Annotated in this window: 18 protein-coding genes; 6 read left to right on the top strand and 12 right to left on the bottom strand. The window is 67.4% G+C overall.

What is annotated here, in order from left to right; genetic code table 11:
• The 11 genes from C667_RS11575 to nosZ all read right to left on the bottom strand — a co-directional run.
• Window positions 1–652 (bottom strand): prenyltransferase (locus C667_RS11575; RefSeq protein ID WP_004363689.1); only part of this gene is annotated, 652 nt, incomplete at its 3' end.
• A gap of 16 nt (window positions 653–668) precedes the next feature.
• Window positions 669–1,496 carry an ABC transporter permease gene (locus C667_RS11570; protein WP_004363686.1) on the bottom strand — a complete coding sequence of 276 codons (828 nt, stop codon included), beginning with the start codon at window positions 1,494–1,496 and terminating at the stop codon, window positions 669–671.
• Window positions 1,497–1,501: 5 nt separating this feature from the next.
• Complete coding sequence (locus C667_RS11565; protein WP_039921353.1) at window positions 1,502–1,990, bottom strand: hypothetical protein; 489 nt, start codon at window positions 1,988–1,990, stop codon at window positions 1,502–1,504.
• Window positions 1,991–1,992: 2 nt separating this feature from the next.
• Entirely contained in the window at window positions 1,993–2,850 is an 858-nt protein-coding gene (locus C667_RS11560) for an ABC transporter ATP-binding protein (RefSeq protein WP_004363680.1), read from the bottom strand.
• A 55-nt stretch (window positions 2,851–2,905) separates the two neighbouring features.
• A complete protein-coding gene (locus tag C667_RS11555; RefSeq protein WP_004363678.1) occupies window positions 2,906–3,883 on the bottom strand; it encodes a NapH/MauN family ferredoxin-type protein in 978 nt (325 codons plus the stop codon).
• The gene (locus C667_RS11550; RefSeq protein WP_004363676.1) at window positions 3,880–4,743 is read right to left on the bottom strand and encodes a 4Fe-4S dicluster domain-containing protein; all 864 of its coding nucleotides are present in this window, start codon (window positions 4,741–4,743) and stop codon (window positions 3,880–3,882) included. Before C667_RS11550 ends, C667_RS11555 begins: the two co-directional genes overlap by 4 nt.
• Complete coding sequence (nosD, locus tag C667_RS11545) at window positions 4,740–6,128, bottom strand: nitrous oxide reductase family maturation protein NosD (protein WP_004363674.1); 1,389 nt, start codon at window positions 6,126–6,128, stop codon at window positions 4,740–4,742. Before nosD ends, C667_RS11550 begins: the two co-directional genes overlap by 4 nt.
• A gap of 12 nt (window positions 6,129–6,140) precedes the next feature.
• Window positions 6,141–7,136 (bottom strand): hypothetical protein, encoded by a 996-nt coding sequence (locus C667_RS11540; protein WP_004363671.1) that lies wholly within the window; start codon window positions 7,134–7,136, stop codon window positions 6,141–6,143.
• 104 nt (window positions 7,137–7,240) lie between these two features.
• Window positions 7,241–7,954 carry a c-type cytochrome gene (locus C667_RS11535; protein WP_004363668.1) on the bottom strand — a complete coding sequence of 238 codons (714 nt, stop codon included), beginning with the start codon at window positions 7,952–7,954 and terminating at the stop codon, window positions 7,241–7,243.
• Between the two features lie 95 nt (window positions 7,955–8,049).
• Window positions 8,050–8,358 (bottom strand): c-type cytochrome, encoded by a 309-nt coding sequence (locus tag C667_RS11530; RefSeq protein WP_004363664.1) that lies wholly within the window; start codon window positions 8,356–8,358, stop codon window positions 8,050–8,052.
• Between the two features lie 98 nt (window positions 8,359–8,456).
• A complete protein-coding gene (nosZ, locus tag C667_RS11525; protein ID WP_004363660.1) occupies window positions 8,457–10,748 on the bottom strand; it encodes a Sec-dependent nitrous-oxide reductase in 2,292 nt (763 codons plus the stop codon).
• 447 nt (window positions 10,749–11,195) lie between these two features.
• Between nosZ and C667_RS11520 the strand changes: the two genes are divergently transcribed.
• From C667_RS11520 to C667_RS11510, 3 genes are all read left to right on the top strand, one after another.
• Window positions 11,196–11,945: a class I SAM-dependent methyltransferase gene (locus C667_RS11520; protein ID WP_004363656.1), complete on the top strand. Its 750-nt coding sequence runs from the start codon at window positions 11,196–11,198 to the stop codon at window positions 11,943–11,945.
• A 74-nt stretch (window positions 11,946–12,019) separates the two neighbouring features.
• Window positions 12,020–12,868, top strand: coding sequence for a formylglycine-generating enzyme family protein (locus C667_RS11515; protein ID WP_004363654.1), 849 nt, complete (start codon window positions 12,020–12,022; stop codon window positions 12,866–12,868).
• Window positions 12,869–12,937: 69 nt separating this feature from the next.
• Window positions 12,938–13,630, top strand: a complete 693-nt coding sequence (locus tag C667_RS11510) for a hypothetical protein (protein ID WP_004363649.1) — start codon at window positions 12,938–12,940, stop codon at window positions 13,628–13,630.
• 40 nt (window positions 13,631–13,670) lie between these two features.
• On the opposite strand, the gene C667_RS11505 is transcribed toward C667_RS11510, so the two are convergent.
• Entirely contained in the window at window positions 13,671–14,453 is a 783-nt protein-coding gene (locus tag C667_RS11505; protein ID WP_004363644.1) for an exodeoxyribonuclease III, read from the bottom strand.
• Window positions 14,454–14,492: 39 nt separating this feature from the next.
• On the opposite strand from C667_RS11505, the gene pyrE reads away from it, so the two are divergent.
• From pyrE to C667_RS11490, 3 genes are all read left to right on the top strand, one after another.
• Window positions 14,493–15,137: an orotate phosphoribosyltransferase gene (pyrE, locus tag C667_RS11500; protein WP_004363642.1), complete on the top strand. Its 645-nt coding sequence runs from the start codon at window positions 14,493–14,495 to the stop codon at window positions 15,135–15,137.
• On the top strand, window positions 15,118–15,792 hold the full coding sequence (locus C667_RS11495) for a hypothetical protein (protein ID WP_004363640.1): 675 nt from the start codon (window positions 15,118–15,120) through the stop codon (window positions 15,790–15,792). The genes pyrE and C667_RS11495 overlap by 20 nt, the downstream gene beginning before the upstream one ends.
• Window positions 15,793–15,844: 52 nt before the next feature.
• The coding region (locus C667_RS11490) for a molybdopterin-dependent oxidoreductase (protein WP_157302289.1) at window positions 15,845–17,387 on the top strand (1,543 nt) is incomplete at its 3' end.

Raw genomic sequence — 17,387 nt, 5'->3', positions numbered from 1 at the left:
CCGCACGCCGGTCGGGGAACTGGTTGATGTACAGGATCGCCGCCACCAGCAGCGCGAAGGGCAGCCCGGCGACCAGCGGCAGGGCGGCGAGCTCGCCGCGCTGCACGTAGTCGGTGCCCAGCACCACCAGCAGCCAGCCCGCGGTGATCGCGAGCTCGCCCATGCCGCGCGACATCAGCTTGAAGGGCGGGGCCGAGTAGGCCCAGGCCACCAGCAGGCCGGCCAGCCCGATCGCGAGCAGGCCGGGGCCGGAGCCGAGGGTGAGCCATAGCCCGCCCGGGATCACCGCGGCGAGCAGCAGGTAGCCGAAGCGGCGCATCTCGGCCAGGCTCAGGTAGCCGTTCTGGATGAAGCGGCTGCCGCCGGTGTAGGGATGCAGCAGCTCGGTGTTGAGCGCGTCGGTGCCGTTGAGGGCGTCGAAGTAGTCGTTGACCACGTTCGCGCCCGCGTGGGCGACGAGCGCGAACAGGATCGTGACCAGCGCGCGCGCCCAGTCGATCGCGACCCCATCCGCGAAGGCGGTGCCCAGGCCGATCAGCGAGCCGGCGAAGGTCACCGTCAGGAAGGCCGGCCGCGTCGCCGCGAGGTAGCGCGCGAACGCGTTCGGGAACGGGTCGCGGACAGGCTCGGGGAGGGACTTGTCGACGCTCATGCGCGCAGGCCGTCGATCAGGGCAGGTCGCCGCGGCGGAAGACGAGGAAGCCGAGCGTCGCGCTCACCACGCCGAGCGCGGCGGGGTAGGCGACCGCGAACACCTTGTAGCCGGCGACGCCGAAGAGGTCGAGGATCACGTAGGCCGAGGGGCCGAGCACGATCAGCTGCGGGTCGAACATCGACAGCGCGGCGGTGCGGAAGACCTGCAGCGGGTTGGCGAGCGCGATCGTGACGGCGATCTCGGGGGAGACACGCTCCTGGATCATCACGCCGAGCAGGATCAGGTCGAGGAAGAGCAGGAAGATCAGCCACACCAGGAAGGCCGCGCCCTGGGCGACGTCGGTGCTGCGCGCGATCGACGAGATCAGCATGCCGAAGCCGAGGAAGCACATCGCCATCGCCGCGATCAGCGCGGTGTAGTAGGCGAACATCTCCCACGGCACCTCGATGCCCTGCACGGTCGCCCAGGCGACGGCCAGCGCCATGGCGGCGAATACCGGCATGAAGATGACGAGGTAGCGGCCGACGAACTTGCCCCAGAACCAGGCCCACAGCGAGACCGGCAGCGACAGCAGGTATTCGAACACGCCGGCCTCGCGGTCGCCCGCCACCGAGCGTACCGTGGTGATGAGCACGAAGATCGGCAGGATGGCCATGGTGAGCTGGATGTAGGTGACCAGTAGGCGCGACAGGCCGATGAAGCCGAGCACGCGCGACTCGGTGAGGCCGAACAGGAAGAGCAGGGCGACGATGCCGCCGAACACCAGGGTGTAGACCTGGAACCAGCGGGCGCGGAGCGACTCGACGATGTCCAGACGTGCGGTGAGCCAGAACTGTTTCATTTGCCTTATTTTCCCTTCGCCAGCGTCTGCTGCCGCATTTCGTCGTAACTGAGGCTGTCCGTGCCTGCCTCGCTGGCGGCGGCGTAGTTGTAGCCCATCGGCGAGGTGCGCGTGACGTAACGCACCTGGCGCGGGTCATGCCAGACCATCTCGTCGCGGCTCTTGCTGTTGTAGTCCGCGACCCACAGCCGGGTCGAGGCGTCGTCCATCCACGGGAAACGCTCGCGCTTTTCCTCCAGCCAGAACACCAGGCAGCCCGGGTCGTCGAACTTGAACACGGTGTCCTTGGGACCGCCGCGCAGCTCGGCGGCGAAGCGGCGGTCGGAGATCGCCATGTTGCAGCGCACGCAGGTGTCGCGGTCCCAGATGATGGATTTCATGCCCTCGGGCCACTTGTCGTCGGTGCAACCGGACAGCGCGGCGGCGAGCGGCGTGAGCAATAGCCCCCGCGTCGCCAGGCGCCCGAGGAACTGGCGTCGATGCTGGTTGCACATGGTCAGTGGGGCCTTTCGGTCATGTCCAGCTTGGTGACCAGGCCGGTGTAGCGGGAGACCACGCCGAGGAAGCGCAGGCGGTCGGCGCCGGCGATCTCCCCGGTCCAGGTGGTGTCCTCGGCGTCGAAGGCGAACTTCCAGCCCTGCAGGGCCTTGGCGATCGCGGGGTCGGGCTGCTTGAGCACGATGCGGCAGTCGAGCCGGCTGTGCAGCGTGCCCATGTCGGCGACCTTGTCGTCGAGCACGATGCGGCCGGTGTCCATCTCGATCACGCGGTTGACCAGCGCCGAGACCTCGTCGAGGCGGTGGCTGGAGATCAGCATGGTGGCGTTCTGCACACGCTCGGCGAGCAGGTCGAAGAAGATCTTGCGCGCCTCGGGGTCGAGGTTGGCGGCGGGCTCGTCCATGATCAGCAGCCTGGCGTCGCGGCCGAGGGCGATCGCGATCAGCAGCTTCTGCTTCATGCCGCCCGACAGGCGGACGAACTGGCGCGAGCGGATGGCGTCGATCTCGAGGCCGAGCCGGCGCGCGATGTCGTCGATGCGCGCCGGCTCGGTGCCGCACAGGCCGGCGGCGAAGTCGATGAGCTGGCCGACCGGCATCTTCAGCGGCGGCGGCAGCTGCGGCACGAAGCCCACGTTGGCCAGCACGGTGGCGCGCTCGCGGCGCGGATTCACGCCGTCTACGCTGATCTCGCCGTCGTGGACGTATTCACCCAGCAGGCAGCGGATCAGCGTGGTCTTGCCGGCGCCGTTCGAGCCGATCAGCGCGATGCGCTCGCCGAGGCCCACCTCGAGGGAAATGCCGTCCAGCACCCGCGCGCTGCGGAAGGTCTTGCGGACGTTCTGTAGTCGGATCATCTATCGACTCTTGTTATGTGTTGCGGAATCACCGGGGTCGGGGGCCCGGGCTGCCTCACAGCAGCTTGGACAGCCCCTTGACTTCGAAGCTCAGCGAACCGGTCGGGCAGGTGTCCACGCACAGGCCGCAGCGCGTGCAGTCCGGGCCGAGCGCCACCTCGGGCTCGACCGCACGGCCCTTGATGACCGTTTCGAGCACGTGCGGCACCAGGCAGACCTTGCGGCAGTCGCCCTCGTGGAAGCAGCCCTCCAGCTTGTACTTGATGCGCACCGGCGACAGGATGCCGACAACACCGTAGGTCAGCCCGATCGGGCAGGCGTAGCGGCACCACGCGCGGCGCGAGAAGAAGATCTCGAACACGAGCAGGGCCACCACCCACAGCAGCGACAGGCCGGCGCCGTAGATCAGCGCGCGCGACAGGATACCCGTCGGCGAGATGGCCTCGAACACCGTGTAGCCGGTCACCACGGCGAGCACCGCGAACACGATCCAGAACACGGTACGCAGGCGGCGGTCGATCGGCTGGTCGGTGACCAGCTTCTTCTTGGCCAGGTACAGGTGGATCTTCTCCGCCCATTCGGCAACCAGGTGATACGGACACACCCAGGAGCAGAAGGTTCGTCCGCCGAGCAGGGCCCACAGCAGCAGCACGGTGGCGGTGCCGATCAGCAGGTTGGTGATGATGTGCTTGTGCGCGAGCATCACCTGCAGGGCCGAGTTGAGGTCGGCCATGTGGAAGCCGACGAAGCGCGACGCGGTGAGCGCGCCCTCGAGCACCTGGATGTCGAGCCAGTAGGAGAACACGAACAGCAGGTTGGCGAAGATCAGCGTCGCCCAGCGGCGGTTGCGCCACTTGTGGCTCGGCTTCTCGTGCGCGCGCCGGTGCTTGAGTTCGCCGATCTCGTCGCGGTTGTTCTTCTTGTAGAAGTGGATCTTCTGCGCGGCCGGGGAAATCTCGGTCGGCTTCGCGGGTTCCTTGCCGAACATCGCCTTGATCTGGTCGATGTAGCGGCGGGTCAGCAGCTTGCTCATGATTTCCACACCTCACGCGGGATGATGGTGATCGAGGCGGGTTCGGTCGGGCAGATCATCTCGCACACGCCACAGCCGACGCAGTTCTCATGCACGATCGGGCGCGCGCGCGTCTGGCCGTCGGGGCCGGTGAATTTCTCCAGCGAGATGGCGCCGGCGATCGGGCATTCACGCATGCACAGGTCGCACAGCGGCAGGTCGTAGGGGTGATCGGCCACCGGGATGGGCTTCCAGCGATCCACCTTGATGTAGCGCATCGTGCCCTTGAAGTCGGGGCCGCGGGCCTGGCCCTTAAAGCCCTCGCCCTTCATCGCGAGGCAGGACTCGGGCCGGGTGAGGCGCGCCACGCCCATGCGCTCGGTCATGTTGAGCGTGGGCTCGGGGTCGTTCATCTTGGCGATCAGCGTGGGCTTCTGCGACAGCTCCGCGCCCTCGCGCACCGGCAGGAAGTCCGGCTTGTGATAGGTCAGCGAACCGGTGGGGCAGGCGAGGATGCACTGCACCGCGTCGCAGGAGAAGTCGCAGGCCTGCGCGCGCGCGTCGATGTAGGGCACGCCGACGCCGAAGCCGTCGATCAGGTCGGCGAGCTTGATCGCGTTGACCGGGCACACCTGCACGCACTGGCCGCACTTGATGCAGGACGAGAGGAAGTCCTTCTCGTCGAGCGCGCCGGGCGGGCGCAGGCGGCTGGTTCGCGCATAGACCAGCGGCAGGTAACCCGACAGGCCGGCGCCGAGCACGCCGCCGGTCAGCAGGATGGTGCGCAGGACCTTGCGCCGGCCCTGGCGCGCGCGTTCGCGCGAGACCGGCACCTCGCCCTTGGCGGGCGCGGCTGCGGGGGCGTTTTCCTTCTCGCTCATGATGCACTCCCTTCGATGCGCCGCTCAGGCTTGATGTAGAGGGGCTTGGGGTCCCTCGCCTGCAGGTCGGGGGTCGAGAACGGCGCGAGGCGCTCGAGGAAATCGAGCATTTCGAGGACGGGCGAGGTCTTGAAGAAGCGCGCGTTGGGGATCTCCATCCAGATCCGGTCCGCGTAGGCATATTCTTCGTGCGGGGTGTCGCCGACGCCGTCCTCGTCGCGGTCGAACCCCTGGTAGGTGTCGAAGTAGTTCCCTTCCCACTTGTTCTTGACGCCTTCCGCGCGGCCGCGGCCGGCCTGGAAGACGTCGGTGAGGTTGCCCTCGAAGGTGTTGCCGTGCATCTCGTTGCCGCCGAGTTCGCTGGTCAGCTGGATGGCGATGCCGTTGAACGCGAAGCGGTTGTTGACGAAGCGGATCGTGGTGTCGGGCTGGAAGGGCGAGAGGTCGGAGCCCACGCCGACGGCGCAGTAGATGATCTCGTTGTTCTCGAGCAGGATGTCCGAGGACTCCTTGAAGCCGAGGCCCATGCCGGTGGCGCCGGTGGCGTGCGAGATGATGTTGTTGCGCGCTGCGCCGCCCTCCATGTACATGAAATAGATGCCGACGGCGTTGTCGTAGAAGCGGTTGTTCTCGACGATGTTGTCGTTGGCGAACATGAAGTGGATCGAGTAGCGGCTGCGCCGGCCCTCGTTGCCGCGGTAGATGTTGCGGTGCGAGTACCAGGCCACCATGTCGCGCGTGTCGGTGACGAGGTTGTTTTCGATCAGGTTGTCGTGGCTGTACCACAGGCGGATGCCGTCGCCGCGCACGCCGAGCTCGAAGTCCTTCGAGCGCACCTTGTTGTTGCGCACGATGTTGTGGTCGGACTGCTTGAGGTCGATGCCGAACAGGCAGTCGGCGATGTTCACGTTCTCGACCAGGTTGCCGTGGCCGCGGATGTTCAGGCAGGTGTCGTCGGCGTCGTGCGACTCGCCCGAGCCGGTGATGGTCAGGTTGCGCAGGGTCGCCTCGTTGGTCTCGAGGACGAACACCGTGCCCTTGTCGCCACCATCGATGACGACCTCGCCCTGCCCCTCGACCGTCAGCCGCTTCTTCAGGTGCACCGGGCCGGAGTACCTGCCGGCGGGGACCTGGAGCACGCTGCCTTCGGCTGCCTTGTCGACCAGTTCCTGGAAGGGCTGCAGGCCGTGGATGCGCTTGTCGCGCAGGTAGAGCGGGATCAGCTGGACCGGCTTATGGACGTCGACCCGGGGCGCGGTGGAGAAGTCGGCGCCGGAACCGGGCCCGCGGGCCCGGTCTTCATCGTCGGTGTCCCGGGCCTGGGCCGCGGGCAGGGCCAAGGCCACTGCCGCGGCGAGCAATGTCAGGCGGTGAAGGAGGCTCACGAGGGGTCATCCTTACCGGGCGCTGCCCTGGGCCTGCTCCTCGCGCAGCTGCTTGCGGCGCAGCAGCAGGGCGAGCATCAGGCAGAAGAAGACCACCATCAGCAGGCCGTAGCCCCAATGCGGATAGGAGTAGGTGGAGAACTGCGCCACCTTGCCCTCGCCGAACACGGTGGGCATGAAGGGCTTGACCGTGAAGGCGCCCCAGGGGTGCAGGTTGTGGCCGAAGAACCACAGCCAGCCCGAATATTCGATCAGGTAGAACAGCGGCAGCAGTCCGGGGATCAGCGCGAGCAGCAGCTCGAAGTTGCGCAGCTTGAGCACACCGAAGATCACCACGCCCATGGCAGCGATCATGCCAAAGATGGCGACCTTGGAGATCACCTCGACGTTCTTGCCCCAGGCGGCGATGCGTTCGGGGTCGTTGAAGAAGGTCGCGGACTCGTCCATGTAGTGCTTGACGTGGGCGGCGAGGTTGCCCATGACGAACTGGTCCACGATCATCCATGCGGCCAGGCCGCCGAAGCCGACGCCCATGATGCCCAGGCGCAGCTTGCGGTCGCGCACCGCGAAGGTGAGCAGCATGACCGCGAAGAAGGTGACGAAGAACTTGGAGAGCTTGGTCTCGACCGGACCGCCGGTGGCGATCGGGTACATGCCGACGTAGTGGTTGATCGTGTTCATCTCGTGAACGCAATCGAGCGCGGTGGCCTTGCCGGTCAGCGTGGTCTGCTCGGCGAGAATCGGGTTGAAGCGGCCGGTGCCCTCACCCATGTCCTCGGCCATGGTCTCTTCGGCGAGACGGGAGGTCTTGGGCGGCGTCGAGCAGCCGTTCTTGACGCCGTCGAAGTGGAAGTGGATGCGGATGCCGTCGGGGAAGGCGTCCTCGGGGTAGTTCGGGGCGGTCAGCGACACCCACCACAGGGGGGCGAAGTAGGCGGCGACCATCGCCACCAGCGCCACGAACGTGAGGCCGGCGATCAGGCCGTTCTTGTTTTGGGTTGCGGACATTTCAAGCTCCGGTCGCAAGGGGAGGGGTTGGAAGCCCCGGGGGCGCGCGCGAGTGCACGCGCACCCCGGTGCGAGACGGGCGGTACGGCAGCGGCCTCAGCGGCTTACTTCTTGTCGCCGCACATCGAGCCCGGCATCTTCAGGCTCGCCTGGTAGGCGGAGATCGCCACCAGCTGGTCATCGGTGTAGGGCTTGATGACCTTGACCATGTCGGGGTTGGCGTTGCGGCGGTGCCCGTCACGGATCTCGGTCATCTGGCGCAGCAGATACTTGTAGTGCTGGCCGGCGATGACCGGGTAGAACTTGGCCTTGTCGCCCTCGCCGTTGGCGCCGTGGCACTCCTTGCACTGCTTCTCGTACAAGTCCTTGCCCTTGGCGACCTGCATCGCGACGTCGGCACCCTCGTACTTGCCGTGCTCGGTGGGGATGCACAGGCTCTCGATGTAGGCGGAGACGTCGGCGAGCTCCTGCGGGTCGACCAGGGTGACGGCGAACGGATACATGGTCGGGTTGTCGCGCAGGCCGGCGCGGATGTCGGCCATCTGCTTGATCAGCACGGTGGTGTGCTGGCCGGCGAGCTGAGGGAAGGTGCCATCGGGACGGCCGGCACCGGAGGGCAGGTGACAGGCGCCGCAGATCTCATAGGCTTCCTCGCCATTGACGACGTCGCCCTTCAGGTGAAGGGCCTCCATCTTTTCGCCTTCCTGGGCGTTCCAGACATAGCCTTCGCCCTCGATGCCGGTCTTCTTCGGAGCGGGAGGTCCAGCGAAGGCGACGCTGGCGGAGAGGAGGGCGGCGAGCAGAACGGTGATCTTCATGATTTTGGTCCTCTAGGGAGATGGGACGGAGGGGGGCGGTCCGTCGCTGGGCTCGCGCGGCCGCGCACCGAGGGGGCGCGCGGCCGCGTGGAGTCTTACTTCAGGCTTTCGAGCCAGACGGCGATCGCCTTGATCTCTTCGTCGTTGACGAGGTGCATGACGCCCTTCATCGCGGCGGTCTGGCCGTTGTTGCGCGCGCCGCTCTTGATGTCCTTCATCTGCTGCTCGGCATAGGCCGCGTTCTGGCCGGCGAGCTTGGGATAGGTGGGCAGCAGCGCCTTCTTGGCGTCGGCGCCGTGACAGGCGTTGCAGGTCTTCTCGGCGTAGAGCTTGGCGCCGTCGAGGGCGGCGAACGCGGGAGCGGACACGGTGGCCGCCAGCAGCAGGGAGACGATCAGCTTCATGGATTCCTGTTCCTTCTAAAGTGTCGGGGAGCTCGCCTCTGGCTTCGCTCCCCGACGCGGACTACCGGATTATCGATTCAACTCCGAGGGGGCCGGCCTTACTTGGCGCCCTTCTGCTCAAGGAAGGTCTTGGCACGCAGACCGATGTCGGCTGCCTTGACCTGGTACTGCCACACCTGCTCGGCCCACAGGTTCGCCTGCTCCCAGTCCTGCTTGGCAGCGGCGGCCTCGTGCTTGGCCTTGGCGTCCGGCATCTTGCCGAGCTGGTCGGTGGCGTCTTCCATCAGCGCGACGACTTCCGGATAGGCCTTGTAGTTCACCGAGGTGATGTAGCCGACGACCTGATCGAGCACCGCCTGGGTGTCCGCAACCTTCTTCAAGGTGTTCTTGTAGTCGGTTTCGGTGTAGTTGGCGGCGGCGAGCTGCGCGCCTTCCTCGGCCTTCCAGCCCTTCGGCTTGACGAGCAGGTAACCCTGCATCTCGAGGTGCAGCGCCGAGCAGAACTCGGTGCAGTAGTACGGATACACGCCTTCCTTGTCGGCCTTGAACTTGACCGAGATGGTCTTGCCGGGCTCGACCGACGCATGCACGTTGTAGGTCGAGACGGTGAAGCCGTGGGTCTCGTCCTGCGCGCGCTCGAGGTTGGTCAGGTAGATCGTGACCTCGTCGCCCTGCTCGACCTCGATGGTCTCCGGGGTGATGTGCGAGCGGATCAGCGTGCCATACACCTTGACCTGGTTGCCTTCGCGGACGGTCTTCTCCTCACCCGCGCGCACCTTGCCTTCGTGCTGCTGGTCGGTACGGCTGTTGGTGCCGACCTTGTAGCGGATCGCGGGCTTGAGCTTGTCGGCCTGGATGCCGACGACGTAGTGCGGCTCGCCCAGCGGCAGCGGCATGTCGTACAGCAGCTGCATCTTGTCGTTGCTGATGTCGATCAGCTGGTGGTTCTGCGGGTGCAGGGGGCCCACCGGGTTGAAGCGGTCGATCGACAGCTTGTTGAGCGCCACCAGGTACTTGCCCTTGGGCTTGGTGGTGTCGCCTTCCATCGTCATCAGGTGGCCGATGTTGTAGTGGATGGCGATCTTGTCCAGCAGCTTGCCTTCGCAGAAGTTCCACTTCGCGACCATCGAGTCGACGTACAGCGAGGTGTAGGCCACGCACTCCTTGGAGTCGAACTGGGTGTGCAGCGGGCCGAGGCCGAGCTGGACCTGGGTGTGCAGCGCGTCCTTCATGCCGATGACGGGGATGCCGTACGGGTCCTTGGACTCGAAGCGCTTGTTCTTGATCGCGTCCATGATCTTCTCGAAGGAATACACGGACACGTGGGTGTCGAGCTTGCCGGACACCACGATGAACTTGCCGTTCGGGGTCACGTCGACGCCGTGCGGGCTCTTGGGCTCGGGGATCAGGAACAGGATGCCTTCGCGGATCGCCACTTCCATCGGGATGACGCGATGGTTGTTGATGATCTTGACGTTCTTGTCGTCCTTCGCGATCTCTGCGGCACGCTTCCAGTTGACCACGTGCATGTAGTCGGTGTCCTTGGCGGAGCAACCGGCCTCATACGGAGGGCGACCCTTCTCGATGCCGCCGACGTAGCGTTCCGTGCAGAAGCTGTTGGTGAAGGACCAGCCGTCGGAGTCCAGCTTGCCGGCGTCGGAGAGGTCCTGCGAGTAGGGCGGCAGCTCGAGCGAGAAGGACTGGTCGGCCTTCAGCTGGCCGTGCTCGCGGTCGAACTTCCAGTAGGTGACGGCGCCGCGGTATTTCTCGTTGAACTGCTCGAGCGGATAGAACTTCTGGTTCTCGAGCGGCGAGGCGTACTGCGAGGCCTCGATGATGTACTCGGTGTTCGGGGTCGCGAATGCGCCGCCGTGCTCCGACTTCATGATCGGGTTGGCGACGATCTGCTTGGTCTCGAAGTCGCGCAGGTCGATCACGGCCAGGCGCGGGTTCGACTTGTCGTTGATGAACAGGAACTGGCCGTCGTACTCGCCGTTGGTCTCGGAGATCGCCGGGTGGTGGGTGTCGCCCCAGGTGATCGACTTGCCGTCGATGTTGCCGCCGGCGAGCACCTTCTTCGACTCCTCGTCGAAGCCGTAGCCCTGCCAGGGTTCGGGCGTGAACACGCCGATGTACTTCAGGATGCGCATCGACGGGACGCCGTAGACGATCATCTGGCCGGACTGGCCGCCCGAGGCGAAGGCGAGGAACTCGTCGCGGCCGCCGGTCGGGGTGTAGGTCTTGGCCGCGGCCAGCAGGTCCTGCTGGGTGAGGTTGCGGCGCTTCATGACGTCCTGCAGCGACTCCGCGGCGAACGCCGAGCCGGCCGCACCCACGCCGAGGCCCGCCGCGATGAGCAGGGCCGTGGTCTTTACTGCGAATTTTTTCATTTTGGAAACTCCCGTAGAAACAACAGTCTCGAACTGCCTTCACCCTTGCGGCCCAACTCGGCCATCCCCCGTACGGCCTGGAGGTCGTGTGTCCGCACGCGTGCGGACTCCAGGGGCTGCGTGCCACATTCACCGAACACGGCCCGAATATTCCTGCGGATCACGGGCGTGAAACTTTTCCCATTGCCGCAGCGTCGACCTCCGTTGCTGGCGTGCCCGAATTATCGACTCCTTATCGACAGGCAAGCTTGATATGGATCAAGTGCACGCCCCGCTCGAGGATGCTGTGGAAAAATGGCGTAGTGGCCTCTAAACTGCCTGCCCATTGCCGGCAAGCAGTTGAATTGCCGGCTGATTGAATTTGATCTGGATCAAGTTAAAAGCGATCCTCCTAGCATTGCGACCACACCCCTGCGCGGGGGCGGTCCCCGATCTCCCGGAAACGCCATGAGCACGCATCACGACGGCGACAAGCCGCTCGACACCACCTTCGGCCGCCAGTCGGTCTCGACCGACGAACGCCGGCAGCGCATCCGCGACGTGTTCAACCACATCGCCTCGCGCTACGACCTGATGAACGACCTGATGAGCTTCGGCATCCACCGCCTGTGGAAGCGTCGCTTCGTGGCCGGCCTGCCGGATCAGGGGCTGTTCGTCGATCTTGCCGGCGGAACCGGCGACGTTGCAGCCCTCCTGGCGCGCAAGCCGGCCCGGCGGGTGGTCGTGGTCGACCCGTCGATCCCGATGATGCGCGAGGGCGGCACGCGCGCCGACGCGGCCGCGGTGCGCTGGATCGCCGGCGAGGCCGAGCGCCTGCCCTTCGCCGACGGCTCGGTGCAGGCGCTGACCGTCTCCTTTGGCCTGCGCAACACCACCCGGCTCGACGCTGCGCTCGCCGAGGCCGCGCGCGTGCTGGCGCCCGGCGGCACCTTCGCCTGCCTGGAGTTCTCGCGGCCGATGAAGTGGCTCCGGGTGTTCTACGATCCCTATTCCTTCCACGTGATCCCGCGCCTCGGTGCCTGGGTCGCCGCCAATCCGGCGGCGTATCAATACCTGATCGAATCGATCCGAAATTTCCCCGATCAGCAGCGCTTCGCGGCGATGATCGAGGCGGCCGGCTTTTCTGCGGTACGCTGGAAAAACCTCAGTTTCGGGATTGCCGCGATTCATCTCGGAACGAAGCCCGCTGCCGCCTGAAAACCCGCTCCGCGTTCTCGGGGTATTCGGAGATTTCAATGAATGGACGGGAAATGAGGCAAGGAAATTCTCTTTTGAATAAACCGGATTCAATCCAGAAAAACAGGGCTGAATTTCTCTCATCGACCTGCGCCCGCCTGCGCGCCGCGCTCTGCGTCGCGCTCGTGGTTGCGGCGCCGCTCGCCGCCGCCGAGGAGGCGGCGGTGTGGCGGGAGCCGGCGACCGGCATGGAGTTCGTCCGCGTGCCGGGGGGCTGCTTCGACATGGGCGACACCTTCGGCGACGGCGAGACCAACGAGCGCCCGGTGCACAAGGTATGCATGACGCCTTACTGGATTGGCCGCCACGAGGTCACCCAGGAGCAATGGACCCGGCTGATGGACTACAACCTGTCGGTGTTCGCCACCTCGCCGGCGCATCCGGTCGACAGCGTCAACCAGGCCGACATCGCCGAGTTCGTGCGTCGGCTGGGCGAGAAGAACCCCGGCCGGGTGTTCCGCCTCCCCACCGAGGCCGAGTGGGAGTACGCCTGCCGCGGCGCCGGGCGCGCGGAGCGCTTCGGCGGCGAGGCCGCACCCGAGGGGGCGAACACTGCCGAACGCGCCGAGCTCGAGGGCGACGGCAGCCTGGCCGTGGGGAGCTATGCGCCCAACGCGCTCGGCATCCACGACATGAGCGGCAACCTGTGGGAGTGGGTGTCGGACGTCTATGCGGCCGACGCTTACCTGCATCACGAGGCCGAGAATCCGCACTACCAGGCCAGCGGCCCGGCGCGCCTGCTGCGCGGCGGCGCGTGGACGCATCCTGCGGGCTTCGCGCGCTGCAGCAAGCGCCACATGCACTGCCGGCCGACCGCCCGCTTCGACTTCGTGAGCTTCCGGCTGGTGCTGGAGGAGGGCGCGGACGGACGGCCCGCGCATTAAGTACACTCCCGCTTTTTCAAGTCGCCGGGCTGCTTGCCCGGCGGCTCCGCAAGGATTTCAGGGGAACCGATGAAGATTCTGCTTTCCGCACTCGTTGCCGGCCTGTCGATGGCCGCCCTGCCCGCGCTGGCCGCGGAGCTCGCGCCGATTGCGCCGATGGTGCCGACGACCTCGGTGGTGCCGACGACGCCGATGGCGCAGCTTCCCGCCGCCGCCGCGCCCGCGCAGCCCAGGATCGCCCGCGGCCTGTTGCTGCTGCACGAGGGGCGGGTGTTCATGGCGCCCTGCCGGGATCGCAGCTATGTCAACGTGGAAGACGTCTCCGAGGGAGGCACGGTGCTCGCCGCGCTGCGCGACTTCGGCCTGGCGCCTGGAAACAACCTCTACGTCGAGCTGATGGGCGTGCAGGAGGGCGGCCTGCTGCGCGTGTCGGGGCTCAATTTCGCCCATGCCGGCGCACGCTGCCTCGGCGAAGCCGAGAACGAGGAAGACTGGCGCGCGCTCGGCCTGCAGGCCGAGTGGGCGGCGGCGGCCGGTGCGGGCGCGCTGCGGGTCGAGCGCGCCGACGCGCCCGAGCTGCGCACGACCTACGACGCGGTGAAGGACGACCAGGGCGCGCGCCGGATCGAGGCCGAAGGCGTGGCGCTGAGCTTCACGCCCGGCCTGTGCCGGACGGGCGACGGCAAGATGCTTACCGGCTGGCGCGCGGCGCTGGTGCCGGCCGCAGGGAGCGCGCTCGAGGGCTGCGGCTGGGAGCGCTGAGGCGGCGCGTCAGGGGCGGTCGGCCGCCGCGGCGCGGCCCCTACAGAGTCCAGTCGTAATCCACCGTCAGCGGCGCGTGGTCGGAGAAGCGCTGCGCCTTGTAGACCTCGGCCGCTTGCGCGCTCGCAGCCAGCCCCGGCGTGGCGACCTGGTAGTCCAGCCGCCAGCCCACGTTCTTCGCCCACGCCTGGCCGCGGTTCGACCACCACGTGTAGCAGTCCGCGGTGGCCTCGGGGTGCAGGCGACGATAGACGTCGATCCAGCCCTGCTCGTCGAACAGGCGGCTCAGCCACGCGCGCTCCTCGGGCAGGAAGCCGGAGTTCTTCTGGTTCGACTTCCAGTTCTTCAGGTCCGCCTCGCGGTGGGCGATGTTCCAGTCGCCGCACACCACGACCTCCTGCCCGCTCTGGAAGAGCTGGTCCATGTGCGGCAGGAAGCGGTCCATGAAGTCGAACTTCACCTGCTGGCGCTCCTCCGAGCTCGAGCCCGAGGGCAGGTAGAGCGACACCACCGAGAGCTTGCCGAAGTCGAGCTGCAGGAAGCGGCCCTCGGCGTCGATCGCGGGGATGCCTAGACCTTCGACGACGCGGTCCGGCGTGTGCCGGCTGTAGATGCCCACCCCGCTGTAGCCCTTCTTCTCCGCCGCGTGGAACCAGCCCCGCATGCCCGCGGGCGCGCGCATCTCGGGGCGCAGGTCGGCGTCCTGCGCCTTGAGCTCCTGCACGCACAGGAAGTCGGCCTGCTGCGCAGGCAGCCAGTCGAGCAGGCCCTTGGTGCAGGCCGAGCGGATCCCGTTGAGGTTCAGGGTGATGATGCGTAACATCGTCGGTTTCCAGTTTCGCTGCCAGGCAGCCAAAAAACCGTGGATTTTAGCCGGGATTTCATCGCCCTCGCGTGTCGCAAGGGTGTGCTGCGCTTCGGCGCCTTCGTCACCAAGGCGGGACGTAACTCGCCGTATTTCTTCAACGCCGGCCTGTTCGACGACGGCGCCTCGTTCCGCGAGTTGTGCGGCTACTACGCGCGCACCATCCGCGCCGCGGGCATCGCCTGCGACATGCTGTTCGGCCCGGCCTACAAGGGCATCCCGCTCGTCGCCGGTACCGCGATCCGGCTGGCAGAGGAGGGGGTCGACCTGCCCTTCGCCTTCAACCGCAAGGAGGCCAAGGACCACGGTGAGGGCGGCACGCTGATCGGCGCGCCGCTGCGCGGCAAGGTGCTGATCCTCGACGACGTGATCTCGGCCGGCACCTCGGTGCGCGAATCCGTCGAGCTGATCCGCGCTGCAGGCGCCGAGCCCGCCGGCGTGGTGATCGCGCTCGATCGCATGGAACGCGGTAAAAGTGCCTTGTCCGCGGTCGAGGAGGTCAAGGAGAATTTCGGCATTCCGGTCGTCGCGGTGGCCACGCTCGAAGACCTCATCGCCTACCTGGCGGACAGTCCCGAACTTGCGGCCAACCTCGGCGCCGTCCAGGCCTATCGGGAACAGTATGGGATTTCCTCGCGCTGAACGCGTCCTCGCCGGCTTCAGTTGCGCCCTCGCGCTGACGGTATCTTCCGGCACGCTGGCGGCGCAGCCGGCGGGTGCCGCCTCGATCTATTGCTGCGATGTCGGCGGCCAGCCGGTGTGCGGCGACATCCTGCCCGCCGCCTGCTACGGTCGCGCCTATCGCGAGATGAGCCCCTCGGGCATCGTGCGCCGCACCGTGCCTGCGCCGCTCACCGCCGACGAGATCGCCCAGCGCGCGGCGGCCGAGCACAAGCGTCGCGCCGAGGAGGCCGAGCGCATGCGCCAGCTGCGCCTCGACCAGGCCCTGCTCGAGACCTACCGCAGCGTGCAGGACCTCGACAGCCGGCGCGACCGCGAGCTGCGCGATCTCGACCGCAGCATCCGCGAGCTGCGCGCGCGCGAGTCCGAGCTGATCGAGCGCCAGCGCGCGATGATCGACGAAGCCACGCATACCGACAAGAGCGACGTCGCGGCCAGCCTGGAGGCCGACATCCGTCTGCTCGACAGCGAGATCGCCGTCCAGTCCTCCGTGGTCGCGGCCAAGCTGCGCGAGCGCAGCGCGGTGGTCGAGCGTTTCGAGGAGCACCGTCGCCGCTACGTCGAGCTCACCTCGGCGCCCGAGTCCGCGCGCATCCCGCCGATGCCGCGGCGTTGAGTCTTTCGCCGTGCGGCCCGGCCGGGCCGGGCGGCCGCAACACGAGGCCGCGATGCCCCCGTCGATCCCCACCGAAGTCCGCGTGCGTGCGGCCTGCCCGCACGACTGCCCCGACACCTGCGCAATGGAGGTCACGGTCGCCGACGGCCGCGCGGTGAAGGTCCGCGGCGCGGCCGACATGCCCTTCACCAACGGCGCGCTGTGCACCAAGGTCGCCCACTACCTCGAGCGCGTGTATTCCGGGCGCCGCCTGCTGCATCCGATGAAGCGGGTGGGGCGCAAGGGTGAGGGCCGCTTCGAGCGCATCTCCTGGGATGAGGCGCTCGATACCATCGCGGCGAAATACCGCGAGATCGCTGCCGAGGACCCTCGCGCGATCCTGCCGTACAGCTACTGCGGCACCATGGGCCTGGTGCAGGGCGAGAGCCTGGACCGGCGCTTCTTCCACCGCCTCGGCGCGTCCCTGCTCGAACGCACGATCTGCGCCACCGCCGGCGCGCACGGCTGGAAGTCCACCGTGGGCGCCATGCTCGGTGCCGACCCCGAGGCCGCCACCGAGGCCAGCCTGATCCTCATCTGGGGCGCCAACCCGGTGGTCTCCAACCTGCACGGCTGGCGCCACCTGCAGGAGGCGAAGCGGCGTGGCGCCCGCCTGGTCTGCATCGACCCGCGCCGCACGGATACCGCGAAGAAGTGCGACCTCCACCTCGCCCCGCTGCCGGGCACCGACGGCGCGCTCGCGCTCGCGATGATGCAGGTGCTGATCGCCGAGGGCCTGCTCGACCGCGAGTACATCGCCCGCCACACGCTGGGCTTCGACGAGCTCGTAGCGCGCGTGCGCACCTGCACGCCGGAGTGGGCGGCGCCGCTCACCGGCCTCGCCGCCGCGGCCATCCGCAGCCTCGCCATCGAATACGGGCGCAGCGCGCGCAGCCTGATCCGGCTCAACTACGGCCTCAACCGCTGCGCCGGTGGCGGCATGGCGGTGCGCAACGTCGCCTGCCTGCCCGCGCTCACCGGCGCCTGGCGGCATCCCGGCTGCGGCGCGCTGCTGTCGACCTCGGGCAATTTTCCGGTCGATGCGCAGGCGCTCGCCCGCCCCGACCTCTATCCCGATGCGAAGCGCTTCCCGCCGCGCGCGCTCAACATGTCCTTCATCGGCGACGTGCTGCTCGACACCCGCGACCCGCCGGTGCGCGCGATCCACGTCTATAACGCCAACCCGGTGGCGGTCGCACCCGACAGCCACCGGGTGCGCGCCGGCTTCGCGCGCGAGGACCTCTTCTGCGTGGTGCACGAGCAGTTCCAGACCGACACCGCCGACTACGCCGACCTCCTGCTGCCCGCCACCAGCCAGCTCGAGCACCGCGACGTGCACAAGGCCTACGGCCATTTCTACGTGGTGGACAACCGGCCGGCGATCGCGCCGCTCGGCGAGGCGCGCTCCAACACCGCGGTCTTCCGCGCGCTCGCGCAGCGCCTCGGCTTTGCGGCCGCGGCGCTTTACGAGAGCGACGACGCCATCGCGGCGGCGGCCTTCCGCGCCGACGACCCGCGCGTGGCGGGCCTCGCCGAGGGCCTGCGGACGCAGGGCT

It is taken from the genome of Thauera phenylacetica B4P (genome assembly GCF_000310225.1).
Classification (GTDB): Bacteria; Pseudomonadota; Gammaproteobacteria; order Burkholderiales; family Rhodocyclaceae; genus Thauera; species Thauera phenylacetica.
Note: the sequence above shows the minus strand (reverse complement) of the source record. Positions and strands in the feature narration are given on the sequence as shown.